The following is a 21,084-nucleotide window of genomic DNA, read 5'->3' as shown; positions in this document are numbered from 1 at the left end:
GGTGCCGGGTGATCGCCCTGTGCGCGGCAGCGACCGCGCTGATCACCGCTGGCATCTGCGTCGGCGGCGGCTGGGGCACGGCCCTGATCGTCCTGGGCCTGGTCGGCAACCACGCGTGGCTGACCGTCACGCTCGTTCGCTGGTGGCAGCGCGCGTCGTATCGGGCCCGCCTCACCCTCTTCGCGACCACGACCGCGTACGTCACCGGCTGGTTCGTCATCCGGGTCGCCGCCGGGCCGGTCGCCGCGTGGGTCCTCGCGATGGCCGGCATCGGCTACGTCGCCACGGTGGGCGGTGTCCTCGCGGCGACCGGCTACCTCGCCGCACACCATGCCAAGGCCACGCAGCACGCGATCGCCACCGGCAAGCTCAAGGAGATCACCCGATGAGCGACACCCGCACCGCGCTGCGGCTGTTCTACGTGGTCGTGTTCGGCGTCGCGCTGGTCGGCTCCGGGCAGGCCGCTACCGGCTGGCTGAACTGGTGGGCGCCGTTCGCGTTCCTGGCCGTCGGCGCGGTCGAGTTCGGCGGAGCCGTCTTGTCGATGCACGCCGACCGCCGCCGGCAGCTCGGCGAGCGGGCGATGTGGTCCCGGCTGCTGTCCGCCGCAGTGGCAGTCGGGGCGGTGCTGGTGAACCTCCTCGGACACTGGGAAGAACCGGGCCAGGCAGCGTTCTTCGCCGGCATGTCCGCCCTGGGGTACTCGGTCTGGCTGATCGACTCTGCGGCCCGTCGCCGGGATGCTCTGCGCGCGGCCGGGAAGCTGCCGCCGACCCCGCCGGTCTACGGCCTGGTGCACTGGCTGCGGCACCCGTGGCTGACCCGGCGTGCGCGGCACCTCGCCCTCGTCGACCCGACGCTGGGCCTGTACGGCAGTCTCGCCGCCGCTGAGGCCGCGGTGCGTACGGAGCGGCGGCAGCGGGCGCTGTCGAAGGTGCTGCACGCGAAGATCCGGCAGGCGACCGGGCCGGCCGCCGCCGACATCGCGGTGACGGTGTATGACCTGGACGAGGTCGCCGCCCGCCTCGCCGAGAGCGCGGACTATGACGGCCTGACCGCGATCATCGCGGCCGAGGTCACGCCCACTGCCGTCACGGCGGTCCGCCAGCTCGACGAGCCACAGCTCGCCCTCACCGCCGAAGCCGAGGTGTCCAGCCCCGGGCGGCAGCAAGTGGACGACACCGAGACGGTGCTGCCCGCCGGCCCCTTCCCCGCACCGGAACCCGCCGGGACAGCGGTTGAACCGCTGCCGGTCTACCAGACGACCGCGATCGAGCCGGTCCAGGACGGCATAGGCGACCTGCCCGAGGAAGACCGGCGGTTCCTCGCCAACTCGATCAAGGCGCTGCACGCACCGATGGCAGAGAGCCCGGCGAAGCCGAAGCCCACCCGGCGGGCGAAGAAGGACGCGCCGAAGAAGCCGGGCCGGCCCAGCAACGAGGCGGCGATCGTGCGCGCGTTCACCAGGAACCCGAACACGGACGTGACGCGCCTCGCGAAGCGGCTGGGCGTCTCGGCGCGGACCGTCCAGCGGTACCGGCCCAAGCCTGTCGAGCCGGTCGCCACCACTCCCAATGGCAGGCACGAGGACTCGGTGTCGGCGTAGGCGCCGGGGGAGGAGATCGGGATGGGTTGGTTGGACGACTTGTTCGCCAGTGCGAAGCAGGTCGACGAGAGCGTGCAGGCGCTGCACGACCTCAACGACCGGGCGCGGGCGACCGCCCGGCACCACCGCGACCAGTACGACGCCGCGTTCGTGGAGCGGCTGCGTGAGCTGGGCCGGGCCACCGGCCAGCAGCGCCACTACGAGCGGCAGATCGACCGGTACCTGCGCGAGCAGGGCTGACGGGTCTCCGTGGCGCCTCGCTGACCGGGTCGGGGCGCCCGCGGTGACCCGCCAGAGCGGCGGGGAGAGGAGAGATCCACATGGGACTCAGCAAGGGCTCGGAGCGGCAGCTGGCCGCCAGCCGGGCCGAGCGGGACCGCCTGCAGTACGTCGGCGACTGCAAGCAGGATGGCAACTACCGGCAGGCGCTGAACGCGATGACCTCGGACGAGGTGTGGGCCGAGGTCGCCCGCAGCACCGACGGCGGCTCCCGTGGCTAAGGGCAGGCAGGCGACCAACGACGACGCGGCGAACCTGTCCGCGTGGGCGCTGCTGAAGATCGCCGGACGCAGCGAGGCCGGCAGGCAGGCTTTCCGCGACCTGTCGCCCGCCCACCAGGAAGAGATCCAGGCGGCGGCAGCAGCCGAGCGTGAACGGCAGGCCAACGGCCCGCACCTGAGGTTCTAACTAGCGCGGGGCGCCGCCACTCGCCTGGACAGCACCGGCGGCGCCCCGCTTCCCACCGGAATGGGAGCGACCAGTTGACCACAGAGCAACCCAGCCCGGCGCAGAAGCGTCCGGGCGACACGCACTTCGAGGTGCTCCTCGACGGCGACCCCGACGACCTGGTCCTCCAGACGGCGCCGGTCGAGACGCCGGAGATCACCGCCCAGCCGCAGAAGGCGCGCGAGGAGCGCAAACCGATCCTGCCGCCGTCGTGGCACTCGTGGCAGGGGTTCAAGAACTGGGCCTCCTACCACGCCGACCTCGCCCGCTACCGGGCGCTGTACCACGGCTGGAGGCTCCCGGTCATCTACGTGCCGCTGGCCCTGCTGTGGTCCACCGTGGGCCTGTTAAAGGTCGCCGGCCGGCAGATCCGCTGGTGGTGGGTGCTGGAGCAGCACCGTCTGCGGCAGGAAGCGGCGACGAGGAACGACCCGGCCACCTGGCTGCTGCTGCACCGGGAGGCCCGCCACACGCGGGCGTGGCGCGGCTCCGTCCTCGCCAGCGAGGCGATCGCCGTCCTCGCGGCCCTGGGCCTGCTGTGGTGGCTGGCACCGTGGTGGCTGCAGCTGCTTGCCGCCGCCGTAGCGGTGTGCGGGCTGGCGCACTACGGCCGGCCGGTCGACAAGCCGATCGTGTCCGCCGCGGTGGTCGTGCACCGCCTGCGCCGGCTCAACCCGGACATCGTGCTGCGCGCCTACTACTCGGCCAAGCTCGGCGACCCCGACAAGGCCAAGGTCGAGTTCCTGTCCACGATGGCGCGGGACACGCTGGAGACTGGCTCCCACGTCCACATCGCCCTCGCCCACGGCCGCACCTTTGCCGACACGATCAAGGCCAAGGGCGCTCTCGCCTCGGGCCTGGACGTGTCCGAGTTCCAGGTGTTCCTGACCCGCGACCGCAAGTCCGAGCGCAGCCATTTCCTGTTCGTCGCCGACGAGGACCCGCTCGCCATCCCGGCCGGGCGTACGGACATGCTCGACCTGAAACGGCGCGACATCTGGAAGCCGATCCGGTTCGGCCTCGACGAACGCGGCCGCCGCGTCGAGGTCCCGCTCATCTGGCACTCCATCCTGGTCGGCGCCCAGCCACGCAAGGGCAAGACGTTCTCCGCCCGACTCCTCGCCCTGCACGCCGCCCTCGACCCGTGGGTCAAGCTCGTCGTCGCCGACGGCAAAAACTCGCCGGACTGGCGCAAGTTCACCTTGGTCGCGCACCGGATCGTGTTCGGCACCACCCCGAACCGGGACGGCGACCCAGTCGAGATGCTGATCGACGCGCTGGAGGAGATCAAGGCGCACATCGTCAAGGTCAACGAGGTGCTCTCCACGCTGCCCGTCGACGTCTGCCCCGAGGGCAAGCTCACCCCCGAGCTCGCCCGCGACCCCCGCTACCCGGACCTGCGGGTGTGGCTCCTCGTGATGGAGGAGTTCCAGTGCTACTTCGAACTGGAGGACCAGGACAAGAACAAGGAGGTCGCCTCCCTCCTGTCGTTCATCATCTCGGTGGGCCCGTCCGCCGGCGTGATCCTGCTGTCGAGCTCGCAGAAGCCGTCCGGTGTCGGCGCCGGTGACGTGGGCCGGCTGTTCAACCGGTACCGCGACAACCACGCCGTCAGGTTCGCGCTCAAGTGCGGCAACCGCGACGTGTCCATGGCGGTGCTCGGCGGCGACGCCTACGGCGAGGGATACGACGCGTCGGCGCTGCCAATGGGCCCCGAGTACCGGGGTGTCGGCTACCTGTACGGGCTGACCGACGAAACCCCCACCGTCCGCACCCACCTCGCCGACGCGGCCGACGCGGAGAAAGTCCTGCTCGCCGCCCGCCGCCACCGGGAAGCGGCCGGCACCCTGTCCGGGTACGCCGCCGGCGAGGAGGCGACCAAGCAGGTCCGGGACGTCCTCGCGGACGTGATGAGCGTCTTCCTGCCCGGCGAGGACCGGCTGCAGTGGCAGACCCTCGCCGCCCGGCTCACGGACGTGATCGCGGAAGCGTACGCGGGTACCACGTCGGAGGCTATCTCGGCCCAGGTCCGGGCGTTCGGGGTGCCGAGCGTGAACGTCCGGGACGGCGACGAGGTGTTGAAGGGGTGCCTGCTCGACGCGGTGAAGACGGCGATCGCCCGCCGGGACGCGGCCCGTAGCGGTAGCGGCGAGCAGGGTCCTGGGAACGTCGTCAGGGCCAGTTTCGGGGGTTCGCGATGATCCCCGTCCAGCCGCTACAACAGGCCGTCTGCCCAGGTCAGGTCGGTAGCGGCCTGTGTAGCGCAGCCGCTACGCGTAGCGGGGCGTCCGCTACAGAGATCGCTGCCGGGCTGCTCGGGCTGCTCGTCCTCGCCGGGCTCGGCTGGGCCGCGGTGTACACGGCGAAGTGCTGGCTCCGCCCGTTCACGGCCTGCCGGATCTGCGGCGGCCACGGCGCCCGCCGAGTCCGCCGCGGCGAACCGCCGTGCTGGTGGTGCGGAGGCACCGGCGCACGGAAACGGTGGGGCCGCCGGTTCGTCGACCACTTCCGCCTGCTGCGCCGGGCCGGCCAGCCGAGCAGCGCGCGTCAGGTGGTTGGAAACCAACCACCTGACCGGGGTGGTCGATTCTGAACACCTGGCCGTGGGGGGGGGGGGGGGGGGGGCGGCGGGGCCTCCCCCCCCCCCCCCCCCCCCCCACCGGTTCCGCGACAGAACCACAGGGAGTGCTCGATGCGGGAGACCGGCCACGGCGGCGACGCATTCTGGTTCGTAATGTCCAGCCAGGCGGCGATGCCGAAGCGCAGATCACGACCGAACCATGCCGGAAGCTCGGCCTGCACGATTTGTCAGGGGTTGTGGCTATCGTGGCCAGCATGACTACGCGACAGCAACTGTCTCCGACGTCCCAGAAGACCCTCGTCGGCGATGGCCTCGCGGTCGGGCTCCACGCCATCGACGTGGCGGCGTTCACCGCCAAGGGCAGCGAGGTAGAAATGGCGTTCAACCACGCCTGGCCGACCTTCCCGCTGGCGTCGACGATGTTCCGGGCGATCAAAGCGTCGTTCGAGCGGTGCAACCTGCCGGAGATCCTGGACCACAGCCCGCGTCGGCGGAGCAGCGACGTGGCGTGGCACATCAAAAATGGCTGGTGGGAGCCACACCTGCGGTACGCCGACAGCTACCAGGAGGTCGCCGACCTCATGCGACGCAGCCACGGGATCCTCCCCTCGATCTGGATGGAACTCGCCGAGCCGTTCGTCGCCAAGCTGGGCGAGGAGCGCGTGCGCCGCGACTGAGTGGCGGCTGCGGGTATCCGCCGACGTCGGGTAGGTGACAGCTGAGTTGGGCGTCTGGCACCACGCCTGGCGCTGCGGCACGCTCACCCGCATGACTCTCGCTGACGACCTCCACGCGACCGCTGTAGCCGCCGTGAGCGTGCCCTCGCCGCTGTGCTACCCGACGTCCACCCCGATCGGCTCGCGGACGCCGCAGACACCGCAGTGACCGCGGCCGCGCCGTACCTCGACGGGACGGCAGCCGCCCAGGCGGTCGCCGCGACGGACTAGGGCGCCGGAGGGCGCGGGCCGGGCTCCGACTCGTCGACGAGGTGATCCCAGCGCCCTTCGGCGATGTCCTCCCACTGCACCCTGCCGCGCTGGTCGCGGACGACCCACTCCGGGTCGGTCTGCTGAGCCTCGGCGGCCGCGAGCCGCAGCGCGGCGGTCACCACGAACTGGAGGCAGAACCGGAATTCGTCCTCCGTTGGCGCGTAGCCCTTCGGCGCACGGTATATGCGCCGCCTGCTCGACCTATCGGCTGCCTTAGGCATCAGCCGGTCGAACCGCAGATATGCGGGAAACTCGATGCCAAGTGCCATGATTCGCACAGCTCGACGCGTCTCGAAAGCGACCTCGGCGGCGACGGCAACCATCTCGGCCGCCTCGTGAGCATCCCGGTCTCTCAGGGCGTCGTTGATGTCCCTATGGACCGCGGGGGTGTGCAGGAAGGTGCCTTGCCGGCTCGCAGCGGGTGCGAAGAACGACTTCAGGCGCGTAACGAGGTGATTTACATCGAAGAATCGTCCAGCATCCGCCCCGAACGCGAAAGGCGATTCGGGGCGGAACCCGCGAAGGGCGTATGCCTTCGGATCGTGCGGGCTGAACAGAAGTTCGGACGCAACGAACACGTTGATCATTGCCTGGATCGCGTCGCCGCCAGCGTACGCGGTCTCGGCGTCACGAAGCGCCTCGCGGACCCTGGATTGGCCGACGACGTCCACCATCGACACCTCGGCGTACTCGACGCCGAAGACCGCCTGTGTGGTGGCCACCATGAACGTCGCCGTGTCTGCGACGGCGAGCTCGATCGTGGACGCGGATGGCGCCACCCCGTTGTGCTTGAGGTCGTTCCGCGCGCGGTTGAGCCGGTCCATCCCCCGCATACTGGTGAGTCCACCCGGGACGTCGTCCTTCAAGGTCTTCCAGTAGTCCATGAACTTCGGCGCTGCCTTGCCGTAGTGATCGGCGGCCAAGACGAGGAGGCTCTCGACCGCGTCGTGGAGCATGAGCAGCGACGCGTGGGACTGCGGCTCCGGGAGCCGGGCCTGGTCGATGCCGAGGCCGTGCAGGTAGCGGATGAACGCCAAGCGGCGAACGATCATGGGATCGAGTGACACGCCGTTACACTGTGCCACCCGCTGCCGTGGGCGTCGGCCGCGGGCGGCCTGATGGCCGTCGACGACGTCCGCGACGCGGTACGTTTCGGACATGACGATGACCAAGGCCACGCAGGAGACCGTGGTCGGGGAGGGCCTCGCCGCCGGCTGTCTCAAGCACGGCGTCACTGGCATCACGAGCAGCTCGATCGTTCTCGACGGGGCGTTCCGGAGGGCGTGGAGTGCATTCCCGATGGCCGGCCACTTCCCTGCGGTTCGTACGACCCTGGGTAGGGAGACCATCCGGTTGATCTTGGCCGCGTCAGCCCGTCGTCGAGGGCACGTCGCCGGATGGCAGCAAGATCGCGCCTGGTGGGCGCCATACATCACCCAGAGCGACTGGACGCCCGACGACGTCACCGAGCACCTGGCGGAGCTCCACGGCATCCCCGAGAGCGCCTGGTCGGACCTCGCCAAGGCATTGATCGACGACCTCGGCGACCGGTACGTCCGACGCGGGTGAGCTCCCACGGCACGTAGCGTGATCGCCTATGTGGAACAGCGTCCTCCCCGTGATCACGCTGATCATCGGCGGCCTACTCACGTACTTCAGCCAGTGGGGGACTGATCGGCGGCAGCATCAGGCGGCGCGGCAGGCGCTGGAGACCGACCGGGCCTACCGTCGACAGGAGCGGCGTGAAACCTTCGAGCTCGAGCACCTGCTCCGGCTGAACGAGGCGCTGATGCGGTACGCCCGGGCAGTCGGACGCATGCACCATCACGATTCGATGGTCGCGAAGACGTCCAGCGTCTATGCCAGCCACCTGCTGCCCGAGGACATCAGCCAAGAGGCGCACGAGACGGGGCGGGACGTGCTGGGGTCGATGAACCTGGCCCTGGACGACGAACTGCGGGCGAAGGTAAACCAGGCGTACGAGTTGCTGTCCGACGTGGAGTCGATGACGAAGACCACGCCCGATCGGGCTAAGGCCGCCATGCTCACTGCCATCGATGCCTATCGAGAGGCGCTGAACGGCATCGCCGCCCGCATACGCCAGATATACCTCGATCAAGCGATCTGATCCGGGCCATCCGCTACGGTGAACCTGGCAGGCGCCGTGTCTAGCGGCCGGCGCCGCCACCCCTGTCCGCTAGCAGGGAGCAGCACATGGCCCGGTCGATCTCGGACCCGCGCTTTCCGCCGACGCTCCGGCGTCTGCGCGACGAGCGCGGTCTGTCGTTGCGCGAACTGGGCCGCCGCGTCCACCACTCCAAGACCTACCTGCACGAACTGGAGACTGGCGTCAAGACACCCACGGTCGAGACCGCGCAGGCCCTCGACGTCGTCCTCGACGCGGGCGGTGAGCTCGCGCGAATGGTCTCTGTGGACACCGGCGGCGTGCGGCGCCGCACCTTCGTTGCTGCCGCTGGTATCGCCGCCGCGCTGCCGCACCAGCGGCTTGCGTTCGGCCGTCGAGTCGGCGCCGACCTGCCCGCCCAGCTCGTCACTCGTGCTGCCCGGCTCCGACGCCTCGACGACTACCTCGGCGGCGCCGACACCTACCGGCTGTACGCCGCCGAGGTGGAGTCCACCAAAACGTTGATCCGCGACGGGTCGTACACAGAGGCGACCGGCCTCGGCCTCCTAGCGGTGCTCGCCGAGCAGGCGCAGCTGGCCGGCTGGGCCGCGTTCGACGCCGGCCTACACGGCGACGCAGACCGGCTCTACCGCACGTCTCTGGCCGCCGCCCAGGACGCCGCCGACCCGGCCCTCGCCGGCAACGCATGGGCGTTCATCGCGTACCTGCGGCTTGGTCTGGGCCAGCCCGGCGTCGACGAGGCGGTGGCTGCGGTGGAGACCGCTGGCCCGGGCGTGACGCCGGGGGTGCGGGCGCTGCTGCACTGCCGCCGCGCCTGGGCGCACGCCGTCATGGGGCAGGCTGCCGACGCGGAGCGGCACCTTGCGTTGGGGGCGACCGCGCTCACCGAGCACGACGACCGGCCCGAGCCGGACTGGGTGTATTGGGTGGACCGGTCCGAAGTGGAGATCATGACCGGCAGGTGTTGGACAGTACTGCGCCGGCCGCTGCGCGCGATCACGGTGTTGGAGCAGGTCCTCGCCGCGTACGACGACACCCACGCCCGCGACAAGGCGCTGTATCTGTCGTGGCTGGCCGACGCGTACCTCGACGCGCACGAGGTCGAGCAGGCGTGCGAGACCGCCGGCCGCGCCGTGGAGCTGTCCGCCGGCGTCGGCTCCATCCGGCCAGGGCAGCGGATCGACGGGTTCCTCGGCCGCCTCGACCCCTACGGCTCCCTGCCCTGCGTGGTCGACCTGCGGGCCCGCGCGGTCGAGTGGGCTAGGACGGGTCGGCGGTTGACTTCCGCAGCCACTCCAGACACCCCGCCGCCCCCGCCACGATCGGCGTAGCGGTCACCTGCGGGTTGTCCCACGGATGCTCCCGCAGTAGGCGCGCTTCAAGGTCCGGGTACCGGTCAGCGGTCGTGTAGAGCAGCAGCTGGTACTCCTCGCCGGTGCCCTGCTCGCCCAGGTGCCAGAACACCGACACCACGGGCCCGATCACCTGCGCGTTCCCAGCCAGCCGCGCGGCTACCGCCGACCCGGCCAGCGTCACCGCCTGCTCTCTCGTCTCGGTGGCCGTCGCCACCACCAGGTAGTCCGTCACGCGCCTGAGGCTAGCGGCCAGCCTGTCCGCGGACACCGGCGGACAGATCCCGGACGCTCTCCTACTCGACCTCGCCGCTGTCGGCGGTGACGCTACGGGGAGTGCGGGTGCGATGGCATACACCTCCCGTGAGCCGCCGCACCCGCTCCCAGACCGGCGAGGCATCCCGCACGGGGTGTCACGCCGCCGGAATCGGAGGGGGCGACGTGGCGCAGGACGGCGCGATCCGCTGGTTCGCCGACCCGTACGGCACAGCGTCCGCAGCGCCCTCCTCCGCCGCGGCCGCGGCTCTCGTCGCCCACCGCCGGCCGCAACCGGTGCGCCCCGCCAAACCCCCCAGCTTGGCGGGGCGCACCCCCAGCCCGGCGAGGCCCCGGTGACCGGACACCAGCCCATCCGGCCGACGTGGGCATGCGACACGTGCGGCGGCGACTGGCCGTGCCCGCCCGCACGGGAGGCGCTGACCGCCGAGCATGCCGCCGACCCGGTAGCCCTGGGCGTGTACATGGCCGTCCAGCTCGGCCACGCCGCCGGGGACATGCCCGAGGCCACCGCCCGCGACCTGTACCGCCGGTTCATCGTCTGGACCCGGCCGCTGCCACTGGACGCGGAGCGGCTGTCGTGGACACGGTGACCGCGGATCCGCCGTCCCGCACCGGTATCCCACTGCTCGACGCGGTCCTCGACGTGGCGAAGGCCAGCTATGAGCAGGGCGAGGCGTACGGCCGCGGCGACACCGACCAGGCCGAGGCGCTGCACGCCCGGGTGCTCACGGCGCTGGCCGAAGTGCAGCGGCTTTGGCGCCAGCTGGACATCGAGGTCAACCGGACGCGCACCTCGCCTGGCGCCCCTGTCGCCGTCTACCGGGAAGGGCATCCGTCACCTCTGTTGTGATCGGTCACCTGCGCGAGTACCAAGAGATCAGGGCATGCATGCCCGCTTGAGGGGCGGCAACTAGCTGTCGCGTCCTGTACGAGACCGGCGGGGAGAGCGCCGCTGTACAGCACGGGTCGCGGCGATCACGGCCTCGATGTCACTGAGCGGCTGCGGCTCGGGCTCCTTTACCCGGAACCGGCGAAGCTCCTCCACCTGCTCCGCAGTCATACGCTTGTGGACGCGCTCCCGGCCGCCACGTTTGGTATATCGGACTCGGCCTTCTCGGCAGTCCAGCTCAATCGAATTGAGGCTGAACCCGGTGATCGCAGCGACCTCGCGCAGCGTGTAGAGCGGCTCGCCGCTCATCGGGCCGTCCGGCGACCTCCGCCAGCGGCCGATCGCAGGCCCGGCCCGTCTAGGCTCCCGCCCGTGGAGTACCTCGTTCTCGACGCGGCCGGCGCCCGCCCGCTCGTCGACCAGATCGTCGCCTTGTACGCCGTCGTCTACGCCGAGCCGCCGTACGAAGAGGGCCCCGAGCAGGTCGCCAGGTTCGCCGACACGTTTCCCGCCGAGCTCGCCACCGAGAGTTTTGCGACGGTGGCCGCCACGGTGGATGAGCAGTTGGTGGGAGCGGCGTACGGCTGGACGATGCCGGCGGGCCGCTGGTGGCAGAACACCGACGCCGCCCCGGCCGCCGAGGTGCGGGACGTACCGAAGTTCGCGGTGATGGAGTGGATGGTCCGACCCAGCCACCGTAGGGAGGGCGTCGGCCGGACGCTGATGGCGATGCTGCTCGCCGACCGGCCGGAGCGGTGGGCGACATTGGCCTCTGATCCGCGCGCGGCCGCCCGCAGCATCTACGCTCGGGCGGGCTGGCAGCAGGTCGGCCGGTCGAAACTGTCGTGGGGGCCGGCGATGGATCTGCTGGTGCTCCCGCTCACGCCGCCGGCGGCCTGCGGGCCCGGAGCCGGAACCTCGCGGTAGCCCACCAGTCCTCGCCGACGGCCGTGCCGACGTCGTCCGGGTCGTCCACCCGCCACGCCCGGCACACCAGGCCGCCCGATCGTCCGCTGGGCGACCAAATACGCGTGACACGCAAGGGCCTACCCCGAGCAGACTCCGTCTCGCCGGTCGTCTGCGCAGCGTTTTGTGGTCTGGCTCGGTCATACTCCTTAGACCCCCGGACCGAAGCGCCATCACGCAGGCGATACGAAATCGCCCGACCGGGCGACCCCGTTCCGTCACCTGCCTGACAGCGGCCAGCGATGGCATGCGGCTACGGTGCCGCGGTGGCTCTCCCCATTGGGCGCGCTCTGCGTCTCGCTGTCGTTGGCGCTGTTGCCCTGGCCGCAGCGGCTTGCTCCGCTGACGAGTCCGGCACCTCTCCCGACGACAGTCCAAGCGGCTCCTCGGCGCCCACCACGCCGACCACGTTCGCGATCACCGGCGACCTGCTCCTCAAGGACGTGGACTCGGCCGTCGGTGACGGTAGTTGCGACGGCCGAGGTGGCTACAGCGACATCCGTTACGGGGCGCAGATAACCGTCACCGGCGCAAACGGTGACATCGTGGCCGTCGGCGAGCTGGGCCCCGGCGTCGTCTCATCCGTAGGCGTGTGCAGGTTCGGGTTTGGCGTTCCTGGCGTGCCGGCTGGACTGGGCTTCTACGGGGTCGAGGTCGCGCGCCGCGGCGCGGTCAAGTACGCCGAGCGGGACGCCGCGTCGCCCATCTCGATCTCGCTGGGGAACGGCTAGGCGCGGCGGTCGAGATCTCGCTGTCCAGCTCGGGCGGCCCGGGCGAGTTCCACCCCGTCGACCTGGACGACGGTCTCGCTGGACCCGACCGCGCTTGCGACGGCAGCGAGGTCGCCCCGCTGGTGGCGTGCCACTGCGGCGCCCAGCTGGTCGTAGTCGATCGCAGGGGCGGCGGCGGACGTGCCCCGCACGTAGCTGGCCAGCTGGCCGTAGTTGACGGATGCCGGCCGGGTCCCACCGGTAGCCGTGACCGCCGGCTTCGGCACTACGTCGAAGCCGTACCAGTTCATCGCGTGCCGGCCGATCGACACGGACCGCTCCCGGTCGCCGTTGCGCGGGATGAACGCTTCCCCGCCCGTTCCGGGCTCGGCGAAGGCGTATCGGGCTGGGTTGACCGCTGAGTATATGCGCGCCTCGCGTAGCAGCCCGACCTGGGCGTGTTCGTAGACGCCGCCCCACCGGTTACCGCCGATCCCGAGGTAGTTGCCGTTGACACCAAACCCGCCTGCTTTCACGTTGCGGCGGATGCGGTTGAGCATCTCGTTGTACTCCTCGGCCAGCCGGACCGCGGTGGCCAGGCCAGGTGTCTCGAATGCGACGTTCACGTCGGGGGTCTTCAGCAGCTGGTCGGCGAGCTTCTTCGCCTCGTCCTTCGTCGCGCCGGCCTGCCGGGCCAGGTTGTAGATCCGGTTGTAGTTCTCCCGGTAGACCACGTTGGCCTGCTCGACACTGCCGGTCTCGCGCAGCTTCGCGGTCACCGCGTCGTTCGCGGCCGAGGCCGCGTCCATCAGGGCGCGCCGGTTCTCGCGGCCCTCCTCCGTGTTGAGGTTCCATGCCTCGCCGTTCTCGGAGATCGTGTCGGAGGCGCGGGCGAGCGCCTCCTCCACACCGAGCTCGGCGTCCAGCCAATCAGTGGTGGCGTCCTGCGCGGTCCGCTGCGCCTCGGCGAACGCGTCGATCTGCTCGGCAGCGATCGCGTTGGCGCCGCCGGCCTCCTCGATCGCGTTCGCGTAGGTCGGTAGCACGCTGTTGAGCTCCCGGACGCTGATGCCCTGCTCGGCGGCCGAGGCGGCGAGCTTGTTGAACGCCGCCTGGGCGCCGGTAGCGTTGCCGGAGTTGACCATCTGAGCCAACGCCGCGTCGAGGGCCTCGAGCCGCTCACGACTGTGGAGAAGGCTCAGGTCGTACGCGTTACCCAACCCGGTCAGCGACTCCACCATGCCGGTCGTCCCGCGCACGAAACTGGACCACGCGCCGGTGTCGGCGATGTCCTTGAGTGCCTGATCCAGCTTGCCTAGGTCGTCACCGAAGAGGCGGGCCGCTTCCCCTCCGACCTGGCCGCCGCGGGCGAACTCTTCGAGGTTCCGCGAAAGCGGGCCGACCTGGGCCCGCAGGTCCTCGCCCAACGCGGCCGAGGCGACCTGCGCGGTGAGTAGCGCCGCACCGGCGACGCGGGCGCCACGGCCGGCACGTTCGAGGCCGACCGCGGCCTGCGCGCCGAGCGGCCCCATTTGCCCGATCCGGTTGTTGACCCGGCCGGCGACGCCCTCGACCCGTTCGAAGACCCGGAACAGGCGGCCGCCGACGAGCGCGAGGGCGGCGCCGGCCAGCACGGTGGACTGGATAGGGCCGGGCAGCAGTTGGAACAGGCCGACGAGGTCGTGGACGACGCCGGCGCCGAGGGTGAGTACGTCGAAGAAGATCTCGACGGCGTCGCGGGTGGCCGGGTCGGCGAGCACGTCGGAGGCGGTGTCGCCGAGGATGAGGAGCACGTCGACGAGGCCGCGGATCGCGGCGTTGCCGGTGGCGATGATCCCGTCGAGGTCCTCGGCGCGGCGGGCTTCGTCGTTGAAGCGTTTGAGGCCGTCGGCGGCGTCACGCAGCAGTGGCGAGTCGATGCCCTGCCCGGAGATCCGCGCGACGAGGCGGATGATCTCCTTGCCGATGTCGAGGAGGGCGTCGGCCTGCTCGGCGGCCCCTTCGAAGATCTCTTCCAGCCGCCCGGATGAGGACGCTTCGTCGATCCACTCGTTGAAGTCGTCCACATAGGACAGGAGGCTGTCGCCGAACCGGTCGACGAAAACCTCGGAACCGGTGAACAGTTTCGCGAACGCGCGACCGGTGGTCGGGATGCGGGTGTTGACCTTGTCGAAGAACCGGTCGGTGGCACCGAAGGCAACGTCGAGGCCGGCGAGGAACTCATCATCCCGGCCGAGCCGGAACAGCGCCTTGAAGGTGTCGTTCCAGGTGTCGCCGAACCGGACGACCTGTTTGCGCGCGAACGGCAGGGTGTGCTCGAACGTCTGCGTGAACTCGCGGTCCAGGCCGTCCAGGATCGTGTCCTGGCCGAGGTTCTTCAGGTCGAAGATCGCGTCCTTCTGCGCCCGGATGGAGTCGACGAACTGCTTGCCCTCCCGGGACAGCTTGCTGTAGGCGGTTGCTGCGCCGCCGCCACCGGCGCCGGCACCCGCCTGGGCGAGGGCCTCCTGCGCGTCGATCACGGCGTTCGTTGCGTCGAGGACCTGGTCAGCGGCGTCCGCTTGCCGGCGCAGAGCGGCCTGCACCTGCTCTGACCCTTCCACTCCCGCCCGGGCGGCGGCGGCCTGATCCTCGCGGGCGTCCTGGGCGCGGGCGGCGACCTCGATCTGCGACTGGATGGCCTGGTCGTACGCCAACTGAGCGCGTTCGAGCTCCAGTTCGGACACGCCGGTCGGGTCGAGGGCGCGGTCGCGTTGCAGCCGGGCCAACTCCTCGGCGGCCTCGCGCACGGACAGGGCGGCGTCGCGTTCGTCCAACGCGACCCGGCCCAACGCGATACCCATGTCCCGGATTTCGCGGGTGGCCTGCTGCCGGGCCCGGTTGACCTCGTGCTGGGCCAGCCGGCTGTCGCGCTGCGCCCTGGCCAGCCCGCGTTCGGCCGACTCCAACTGCCTGGTCGCTGCGGCGGTCCGATCGATGCCGCCGCTTCCGCCGCCGGCGGGTGGGTCGAAGATCTCGCCAATCGAGTCGCCCACGCCGGACAGCGATGCGACCAAGGTGAGGATGGAGCCGGTGGCGCCGGCGGCCAGGGAGGGGATGGAGCCGAGGCCGCCGCCGATCGCGGCCAGCACCGGCGGCACACCCTGCAGGGCGGCGACCGCGGCGACACCACCGGCGGCGAGGATCGCCATGGAGCGCGCGGACAGCGGCCCGGACACGTCGATGTTCCCGGCACGCCGCAGTGCCGCCCGGACCGCGTCCCCGGCCCCAAACCCGCGCCCGGCGGCCGCGCGGAGCCGGCTGCCGGCCTCTCGCTCGAACCCGTCGGCGAGGGCCTGGCCGGCGTCGGCGCCGGCCTTCGCGAACTTGCCGCGCGTGTCGCGGAGCCGGCCGGCGGCGTCCCGCCAGTACCCGGCTGCCCGTTCCGCCGAGCGGGCTACCTCGGTAGCGGCCTGGTTGGACGCTGCCGCCAGCTCGGCGACCTCGGTCCGGGCGCGCTGGGTTTCGTCCCGCAGGCGGCGTACCGAGTCGGCGGCGTCGCCCATGAGCCCGGCCGCGCGGGCCTCCGCATGGGGTGCGTAGCGGCCGGAGTCGGTGTAGTACGGCTGCCCGATCCGGTTCAGGGCGATCCGGTTCGCAGCCTCGATCTGCCGTGTCGCGGCGCGGGTGGCGGCGGTGATCGTGCGGGCCCGTTCGCCGACTTCGAGCACCTCGTCGGCGAGCTCGGCGATCGCGCCGGCGGCGTCACCAATCGGACCCCCGCCGCCGTCCCCGCCGCCACCGCCGATGGTGGGGGTGTGGATCGGGCCGATTCCTTCAGCCCGGAGGGCGGCGAGCCGGGCTCGCACGTCGCGGAGCCGGGCCAGGACCGCCCGGTCGAGACCGTCGCCGATCGCCCGGCCGGCGGCGTGGCCGGCGGCGACGAGCCGGCCCCGGGCGTCGCGCATCGTGCGCTGCGACTCGGACACGAACTTGTCGCCGGTCGCCCGCCCGGCCTCGGCCCCGGCGGCTTCGAAGTCGCGGCGGGCGGACCGCATCCGCCCGGCCGCCGACCGCCATTCGTGCGCCGACCGGCGCGCCGAGTCGGCGACCTGCCGGGCAGCCTTGTCCGACTCCTGCCCGAACTTGCGGACCTCTTCCCGCGCGTCCTGCGTGGACTGGTTAAGGTCGCCGGTGGCCCGCTCGCCGTCCCTCATGCGGCGCAGGAACGCGCGCATCTCCGCCGTGAACTCGACAGCAACGCGACGGCGGACCATCCGGCGTTCCCCGATCTCCCGTCCCCACGGTGATCACGGTCTTTGCCGTCCCCTCAACGGCGGTAAGGCTGGCGGCGCCGGGGACGGGATGGCGCCGCCAGCCGGCTCTACCCGGCCCGGGCCACCGTCGAGCCGTCCCGCCGCGCCCGCTCCGCGGCGAGGAAGTCCAACGCGGCAGGGATGTCGCCCCGCCCGATACCCCGTACGGCGAGCCGGACCGCGATTCGCCGGCCCTGCCGCTCCCAGGCCGCCGGAAGCACCATTACCTGCACATCGATGCCTTGACGCGCCGCCTCCGCCTTGATCTCGGCGACCGGCACGTCGATCAGCAAGCTCAACCCGTCCACGCTCAAGATCGGCTCACCGTTGATGATCATGAACATTCGATCACTAGGCCGTCGCATCGCGCTCACCTCGCTCCTAAAGAGATCAACTTGGTGTTGGGTGGCGGCCCGGCCGCCGGGACGCACCACCACCCAACACCAGGGGGCGCAGGCGGGTCTTCGTGGAGGAGGGCCCCACTCGCCGCCTTCGGTCTGCCAGGGGCGCCGAAATCGTTCCCCGCCAGTGCCGTTCACGCCACCTCTTTGGACTAGCCGTCCAAGGCGTCTGGAGCCTCGGCAGCGACGCTGGCCAGCGCGATTCGTTCGGCGTCGGTCTCCTCCGGCATGCCCTTCGAGGCGAGCTTCGCCAGCTGCTGGGCACTCTCCGCCCGCTGCAGCTTCTGCTCAAGATCCCGGGCCTCCCGATCGAGCCAGCCGGCACGATTCTCGATCTTCTGCGAGATCGACACCGCCCGGTGCTCTCCGCCGCCCGTCCAGGTCACCGCGGGCGCGTACAGGCAGCCCTCGAACGCCTGGACCCCGGCCAGCAGCTCCGCGGTCCGGGCCCGCCGAATCTCGGCGACCTCGCGCAGGCGGCGGCCCCGAGCCCGAATCGCCTCCACCTTCGCCGCCACCACACCGCGGCGGGCGTCATCCACCTTGACCATGGCCAACTCGGCCGCCTGGTGTGCGAGATCCTGCTCAGCCTGCAACTGCCGGAGCTGCTGCGTGATCTGGCCGATGGCCTCCGGGTTCGCCAGCGCGTCCTCCGCCGCGAGGGCCTGCGCCTCGGCGAGCTGGAGCGCCAGCCTCTCCGCCTCGTGCGTCTTCGACTCCGCCATCGCCGCCGACTGGCTGACCGCAGCCTCCGCGCTCGCGAGGAGCTCCAGAGTGGACTCCAACGACGGTGGCTTTGGTGGCTCCGGTGCCGGCCGGCGCACCAGTGTGATCGGCTCCATCAGCGCGTCACCCCCTGAGCGAGACCACGTGTCCGCATGGCTTCCACGAAGTGAGTCAGGAAGTCCACGGCGTTCCTGTCTCCGCCGCGCAGCCGGGCGGAGTCCCGCATCTGAAGTGCGTACTGCCGCGCCTCCGCGGGTGGCTTCCGCAGCGCCTGCCGGGCGATCTGTTCGACCTGGCCGGTCACCTCGACCAGCCGCCGCGCTGTTTCAGTCGTCCTGGTTGCCGACACCGCCACCGCCTCGCGGGGCGGTGTCTCGCCTGTCGCCCCCGGGCGGCCCGACGCGGCCAACCTCGCGGCCGTCGCCGGCATACCGTGCGCGGCGTACGCCTCGGCCAGCTGCGCCTGGACCGCGTTCCCGGCGACGTGCTGCTCGGCGGCCCGGACGTCGGCCTCCGTCAGCACGATGCCGTGCCGATTCACAGCGATCAGGGCGGCCGCCCGGGCACGGCCAGCGTCCATGCCACCTTCCTCGAATCGGTCGCAGTAGTGCTCGTACAGCCGCAGCTGCACCGACTGGCTCACGTGCCCCTCCTCAAATCGACGGACGCCCGGTCCACCAACCACGACCGCCCGACGTATCGAGCGTTCAACCCGCCGTCGGCGCAGAGCCGGCGTACCTGGCGCGTACTCATGCCGAGCAGGGCCGCCGCGGTCTCGGTGTTCACCTCGTCCTGATCCGAGCCTGCCGCCACGTCCGCAGAATCGACGTCCGCATGTCCGCCAGCGGACATACGCCGGGCTGTATCCCACTCCCGCCCCGCCGCGTCGATCGCCGCCCACGCCCGCCGAACCTCGCCGAGCTGCTCGGGCCGCAGCCGGCCAAGCTCCACCAGCCGGTGCAACGTCACCATCCGGCCAGGCATCGCCGCATCCAGCACGCGAGCGATCACGAAAGCCGCGACCCCGCTGACGGGGGCGGCCAGCAACGGCCGCTCGGATCCGCCGGTCACCGCGACCCCGCCCGACAGCCAGTCCGACGCCATAACGTGAACCCACGAGAAATGTGAACCTCAGCGGCCACCAATGCCTCCGTCCCGCCCCCGCGGCGGCACGATCAACGCCCTCAACGCGGCCCGCATCTCGGCCACCTGACCCAACTGCCGGTCAAGCTCCGCCGCCAACTCACCAGACGCCGTCACCCGCGCCACCAGCAGCTGCTGCTCCAGCTGATCGATCCGCAACAACGTGACCGCGCGCGTCGCCACGTCAGCGGCCTCGAACCCCGCGCAGTCGGCCGACAACCGCTGGATCGTCGACCTGGGCTCGCCCAACAGGTCCGCCGTCTCCCGCACCGACCGCCCCGCACCCCGCAACGCCAGCGCCAGCAGACCGAGCTCCTCACGCCGCCGCTGCGCCGCCGTAGGCCCCGCCCGCATCCGCTTCGCCCACGCTGGCTGAGCCGACCGCCTCCTTGCCGGACGGACCGGGACAGGCACGTACCCCTGCGCGGCCACGAACGCGGCCGCTGCACCCTCCGGATCCCGCTCGATCGCCACCGCCACCGCAGCACGCCAGGGAAAGTAGACCCGGTCGTACCAGTCCTGCCGGATCGCCTGACGCGCATCCTTCGACGGGCCCTCGATCGGGGGCGGCGTCGGACGCCACCGAGCCGTCTCGGGGTAGTCGCGCGCCACGCCGGCACACACCGACCACAACGTCAGCCGGGCCGGGTCGTCGGGATCCGGAACGGCGTAATGACCATCTGGCACACGCACCGGCCGCCGATTCTCAGCCACGGCAGCCTCCGCACCTCACAGAACCGACCCCAAGACGGGGACCTATGGACGCGCCGAAGAACGGGACAGTTCGTCCCAGCCAACCACGGTTTCTCATGGCCACGGTTACACGTACCAGCCCGCCTGGTTGGGCGGTCCTGCGGAGGGACACCCCAGCGGGGTTGCCCACGGCCGCCAGAATCTCGAGCCCTCGGGTGTTGCACCGCAGCCGCGGCATGCGGACGAGGACCTGTTGCCGGCCGCCGAGTAGCGGACCGGCGAGAATCTGTAGGTGACGACAGACGAGCCGAGGCCCTCGCGGTGGCCGGCGGTGGCAGCGGTGTCCGTGTCGGTCCTGGCGTTGGCCGTCGCAGGAACCGCGCTCGCCTTCGCTGCGGTCGACTACCAGCCGCCGCAGGGTACTGAGCCACCAAAGATCACCGATTGGATGCAGGGCTGGGGCAGCGTCGTGGGCGTGGTGGCCGGGCTGCTCGCGGCCGTCTTCACTGCCGGTCTGCTGGTACACGAGATGCGCGAGGCGCGCCTCGCGCGCGCCGACGCGGCGGAGGAACGCGAGCAAGGTCGCCGGGACCGCGAACTGCTCGCCGAGGAGCGCCGTGACGCCGAGGCCGCCCAAGCGCGGGCCGTAGTGGTCGGCAACTTCCGTGGCGGCGACGAAGTCCACGACGAGCGTTCCGTCTACGTGGTTCGTGTGCACATGGCCAACTACGGCACCGCCCCAATCCTGGACGTCAGGCTGCACCTCCACACGCCCTCGGGATACCGGTACCTGGTTGAACGTGCCGACGTCCTCGGCCCGGGAGAACCGTGGCCGCAGGACTGGGTGCTGCAAGCGACGGAGAGGGTTCGAGTCCTCAACGGGTCGAGGGCGGTCGTGAGCTTCACGGACGTGCACGGTCGCCGATGGAGCCGCGACGGGCGCAGCCAGCCGGAGCGGAACCTGGCCGGGGTCGACGACGATGCGCCCCTCATCTTCACGTTGGAGGACTACGAGTAGGCCGTCGCAGGGGGCCATCGCATCGACGTCGAGGATCCTGCCGGCGGCCCCAGGAAAGCTGCTCACCAGAGTCTCCCTGCGATGACGCCGGCGCCGTGAGCGATCAGCCCTCGCTCGAGGTCGTCGGAGATGTCGGGCTGGCAGCCCCAGCCGCGCGCCCAGCCGTCGGTCGATCGCTGCGGCGGCTCCAGGTCGAGTACGGCGGCGATGTCGTCGAGGGCGACGAACAGCGCGTTGACCCGGCCGCGGGCCGGCGACATGAGCAGCGTCTCGTACGTGGTGACGTCGCCGAACGTGAACTGCTCCCAGCACCAGTCGCGGAGGTCACCAGGCGGCCAGCCGGACTCAACGACCAGGCCGACATCGCCCCAGTACCGGCCGTCGCGGCCGAGGAGGAGGCCGCGGACCGCGACCGTGCCGAGGCGATAGATCGGTGCCTGCTCACCGAGCCAGCGCAGGCCGGACTCGGTCTCCACCTCGGCGATACGGACGCGGTTGTATCGCTCGATCGCGGCGGCGAGTTCGGCGTCGACGTCCATCACGACTCCCTTCGGCTGGGTAGCG

At 71.2% G+C, this 21,084-nt stretch carries 25 protein-coding genes; 15 read left to right on the top strand and 10 right to left on the bottom strand.

All coding sequences use genetic code 11. The features are described 5' to 3' along the window. From RB614_RS40565 to RB614_RS40535, 7 genes are all read left to right on the top strand, one after another. On the top strand, window positions 1-389 hold a 389-nt coding region (locus RB614_RS40565), incomplete at its 5' end, for a hypothetical protein (RefSeq protein ID WP_308718046.1). Further along, a complete protein-coding gene (locus RB614_RS40560; protein ID WP_308718045.1) occupies window positions 386-1,606 on the top strand; it encodes a hypothetical protein in 1,221 nt (406 codons plus the stop codon). The genes RB614_RS40565 and RB614_RS40560, both read left to right, overlap by 4 nt. A gap of 21 nt (window positions 1,607-1,627) precedes the next feature. Next, a complete protein-coding gene (locus RB614_RS40555; RefSeq protein ID WP_308718044.1) occupies window positions 1,628-1,846 on the top strand; it encodes a hypothetical protein in 219 nt (72 codons plus the stop codon). 80 nt (window positions 1,847-1,926) lie between these two features. Then, window positions 1,927-2,106, top strand: a complete 180-nt coding sequence (locus RB614_RS40550; protein ID WP_308718043.1) for a hypothetical protein — start codon at window positions 1,927-1,929, stop codon at window positions 2,104-2,106. Continuing rightward, window positions 2,099-2,293, top strand: coding sequence for a hypothetical protein (locus tag RB614_RS40545; protein WP_308718042.1), 195 nt, complete (start codon window positions 2,099-2,101; stop codon window positions 2,291-2,293). Before RB614_RS40550 ends, RB614_RS40545 begins: the two co-directional genes overlap by 8 nt. 74 nt (window positions 2,294-2,367) lie before the next feature. Further along, entirely contained in the window at window positions 2,368-4,533 is a 2,166-nt protein-coding gene (locus RB614_RS40540) for a cell division protein FtsK (RefSeq protein ID WP_308718041.1), read from the top strand. 634 nt (window positions 4,534-5,167) lie between these two features. After that, complete coding sequence (locus RB614_RS40535; protein WP_308718040.1) at window positions 5,168-5,590, top strand: hypothetical protein; 423 nt, start codon at window positions 5,168-5,170, stop codon at window positions 5,588-5,590. Between the two features lie 266 nt (window positions 5,591-5,856). Here the strand turns inward: RB614_RS40535 and RB614_RS40530 are convergent, their stop codons facing one another. Next, a complete protein-coding gene (locus RB614_RS40530) occupies window positions 5,857-7,080 on the bottom strand; it encodes a hypothetical protein (protein WP_308718039.1) in 1,224 nt (407 codons plus the stop codon). Here RB614_RS40530 and RB614_RS40525 point away from each other — a divergent pair. The 3 genes from RB614_RS40525 (at window position 7,061) to RB614_RS40515 (ending at window position 9,379) form a co-directional block, all read left to right on the top strand. Continuing rightward, window positions 7,061-7,471: a hypothetical protein gene (locus RB614_RS40525; RefSeq protein WP_308718038.1), complete on the top strand. Its 411-nt coding sequence runs from the start codon at window positions 7,061-7,063 to the stop codon at window positions 7,469-7,471. The genes RB614_RS40530 and RB614_RS40525 overlap by 20 nt on opposite strands. 49 nt (window positions 7,472-7,520) lie before the next feature. Further along, a complete protein-coding gene (locus RB614_RS40520) occupies window positions 7,521-8,030 on the top strand; it encodes a hypothetical protein (protein WP_308718037.1) in 510 nt (169 codons plus the stop codon). Between the two features lie 86 nt (window positions 8,031-8,116). Beyond that, a complete protein-coding gene (locus RB614_RS40515; RefSeq protein WP_308718036.1) occupies window positions 8,117-9,379 on the top strand; it encodes a helix-turn-helix domain-containing protein in 1,263 nt (420 codons plus the stop codon). Here RB614_RS40515 and cutA read toward each other — a convergent pair. After that, on the bottom strand, window positions 9,309-9,635 hold the full coding sequence (cutA, locus tag RB614_RS40510) for a divalent-cation tolerance protein CutA (protein ID WP_308718035.1): 327 nt from the start codon (window positions 9,633-9,635) through the stop codon (window positions 9,309-9,311). The genes RB614_RS40515 and cutA overlap by 71 nt on opposite strands. A gap of 376 nt (window positions 9,636-10,011) precedes the next feature. Between cutA and RB614_RS40505 the strand changes: the two genes are divergently transcribed. Together RB614_RS40505 and RB614_RS40500 are read left to right on the top strand one after the other, a co-directional pair. Beyond that, the gene (locus RB614_RS40505; RefSeq protein ID WP_308718034.1) at window positions 10,012-10,269 is read left to right on the top strand and encodes a hypothetical protein; all 258 of its coding nucleotides are present in this window, start codon (window positions 10,012-10,014) and stop codon (window positions 10,267-10,269) included. Continuing rightward, complete coding sequence (locus RB614_RS40500; protein ID WP_308718033.1) at window positions 10,257-10,529, top strand: hypothetical protein; 273 nt, start codon at window positions 10,257-10,259, stop codon at window positions 10,527-10,529. The genes RB614_RS40505 and RB614_RS40500 overlap by 13 nt, the downstream gene beginning before the upstream one ends. A 60-nt stretch (window positions 10,530-10,589) precedes the next feature. Here RB614_RS40500 and RB614_RS40495 read toward each other — a convergent pair whose 3' ends face one another. After that, window positions 10,590-10,877 carry a hypothetical protein gene (locus tag RB614_RS40495; RefSeq protein ID WP_308718032.1) on the bottom strand — a complete coding sequence of 96 codons (288 nt, stop codon included), beginning with the start codon at window positions 10,875-10,877 and terminating at the stop codon, window positions 10,590-10,592. A gap of 63 nt (window positions 10,878-10,940) precedes the next feature. On the opposite strand from RB614_RS40495, the gene RB614_RS40490 reads away from it, so the two are divergent. Beyond that, the gene (locus tag RB614_RS40490; protein ID WP_308718031.1) at window positions 10,941-11,495 is read left to right on the top strand and encodes a GNAT family N-acetyltransferase; all 555 of its coding nucleotides are present in this window, start codon (window positions 10,941-10,943) and stop codon (window positions 11,493-11,495) included. A gap of 305 nt (window positions 11,496-11,800) precedes the next feature. Beyond that, window positions 11,801-12,265 (top strand): hypothetical protein, encoded by a 465-nt coding sequence (locus RB614_RS40485; RefSeq protein WP_308718030.1) that lies wholly within the window; start codon window positions 11,801-11,803, stop codon window positions 12,263-12,265. On the opposite strand, the gene RB614_RS40480 is transcribed toward RB614_RS40485, so the two are convergent. The 6 genes from RB614_RS40480 to RB614_RS40455 all read right to left on the bottom strand — a co-directional run bounded on the left by RB614_RS40480 (window position 12,262) and on the right by RB614_RS40455 (window position 19,523). Beyond that, entirely contained in the window at window positions 12,262-16,500 is a 4,239-nt protein-coding gene (locus RB614_RS40480; protein WP_308718029.1) for a hypothetical protein, read from the bottom strand. The two genes, RB614_RS40485 and RB614_RS40480, sit on opposite strands and share 4 nt — an antisense overlap. A 107-nt stretch (window positions 16,501-16,607) precedes the next feature. Further along, on the bottom strand, window positions 16,608-16,904 hold the full coding sequence (locus RB614_RS40475) for a hypothetical protein (protein ID WP_308718028.1): 297 nt from the start codon (window positions 16,902-16,904) through the stop codon (window positions 16,608-16,610). Between the two features lie 188 nt (window positions 16,905-17,092). Next, window positions 17,093-17,782, bottom strand: coding sequence for a hypothetical protein (locus RB614_RS40470; RefSeq protein ID WP_308718027.1), 690 nt, complete (start codon window positions 17,780-17,782; stop codon window positions 17,093-17,095). Then, window positions 17,782-18,309, bottom strand: a complete 528-nt coding sequence (locus tag RB614_RS40465; protein WP_308718026.1) for a hypothetical protein — start codon at window positions 18,307-18,309, stop codon at window positions 17,782-17,784. Before RB614_RS40465 ends, RB614_RS40470 begins: the two co-directional genes overlap by 1 nt. Then, complete coding sequence (locus RB614_RS40460) at window positions 18,306-18,770, bottom strand: helix-turn-helix domain-containing protein (protein WP_308718025.1); 465 nt, start codon at window positions 18,768-18,770, stop codon at window positions 18,306-18,308. Before RB614_RS40460 ends, RB614_RS40465 begins: the two co-directional genes overlap by 4 nt. A 27-nt stretch (window positions 18,771-18,797) precedes the next feature. Next, entirely contained in the window at window positions 18,798-19,523 is a 726-nt protein-coding gene (locus tag RB614_RS40455; protein WP_308718024.1) for a hypothetical protein, read from the bottom strand. A 271-nt stretch (window positions 19,524-19,794) separates the two neighbouring features. Between RB614_RS40455 and RB614_RS40450 the strand changes: the two genes are divergently transcribed. Continuing rightward, window positions 19,795-20,520, top strand: a complete 726-nt coding sequence (locus RB614_RS40450) for a hypothetical protein (protein ID WP_308718023.1) — start codon at window positions 19,795-19,797, stop codon at window positions 20,518-20,520. Window positions 20,521-20,582: 62 nt separating this feature from the next. Here the strand turns inward: RB614_RS40450 and RB614_RS40445 are convergent, their stop codons facing one another. Beyond that, on the bottom strand, window positions 20,583-21,059 hold the full coding sequence (locus RB614_RS40445) for a hypothetical protein (protein WP_308718022.1): 477 nt from the start codon (window positions 21,057-21,059) through the stop codon (window positions 20,583-20,585). Between the last annotated feature and the right edge of the window lie 25 nt (window positions 21,060-21,084).

Origin of the sequence: Phytohabitans maris (genome assembly GCF_031085175.1) — a bacterium.
Taxonomy (GTDB): domain Bacteria; phylum Actinomycetota; class Actinomycetes; order Mycobacteriales; family Micromonosporaceae; genus Phytohabitans; species Phytohabitans maris.
This window is presented reverse-complemented; position numbering and strand designations above follow the sequence as displayed.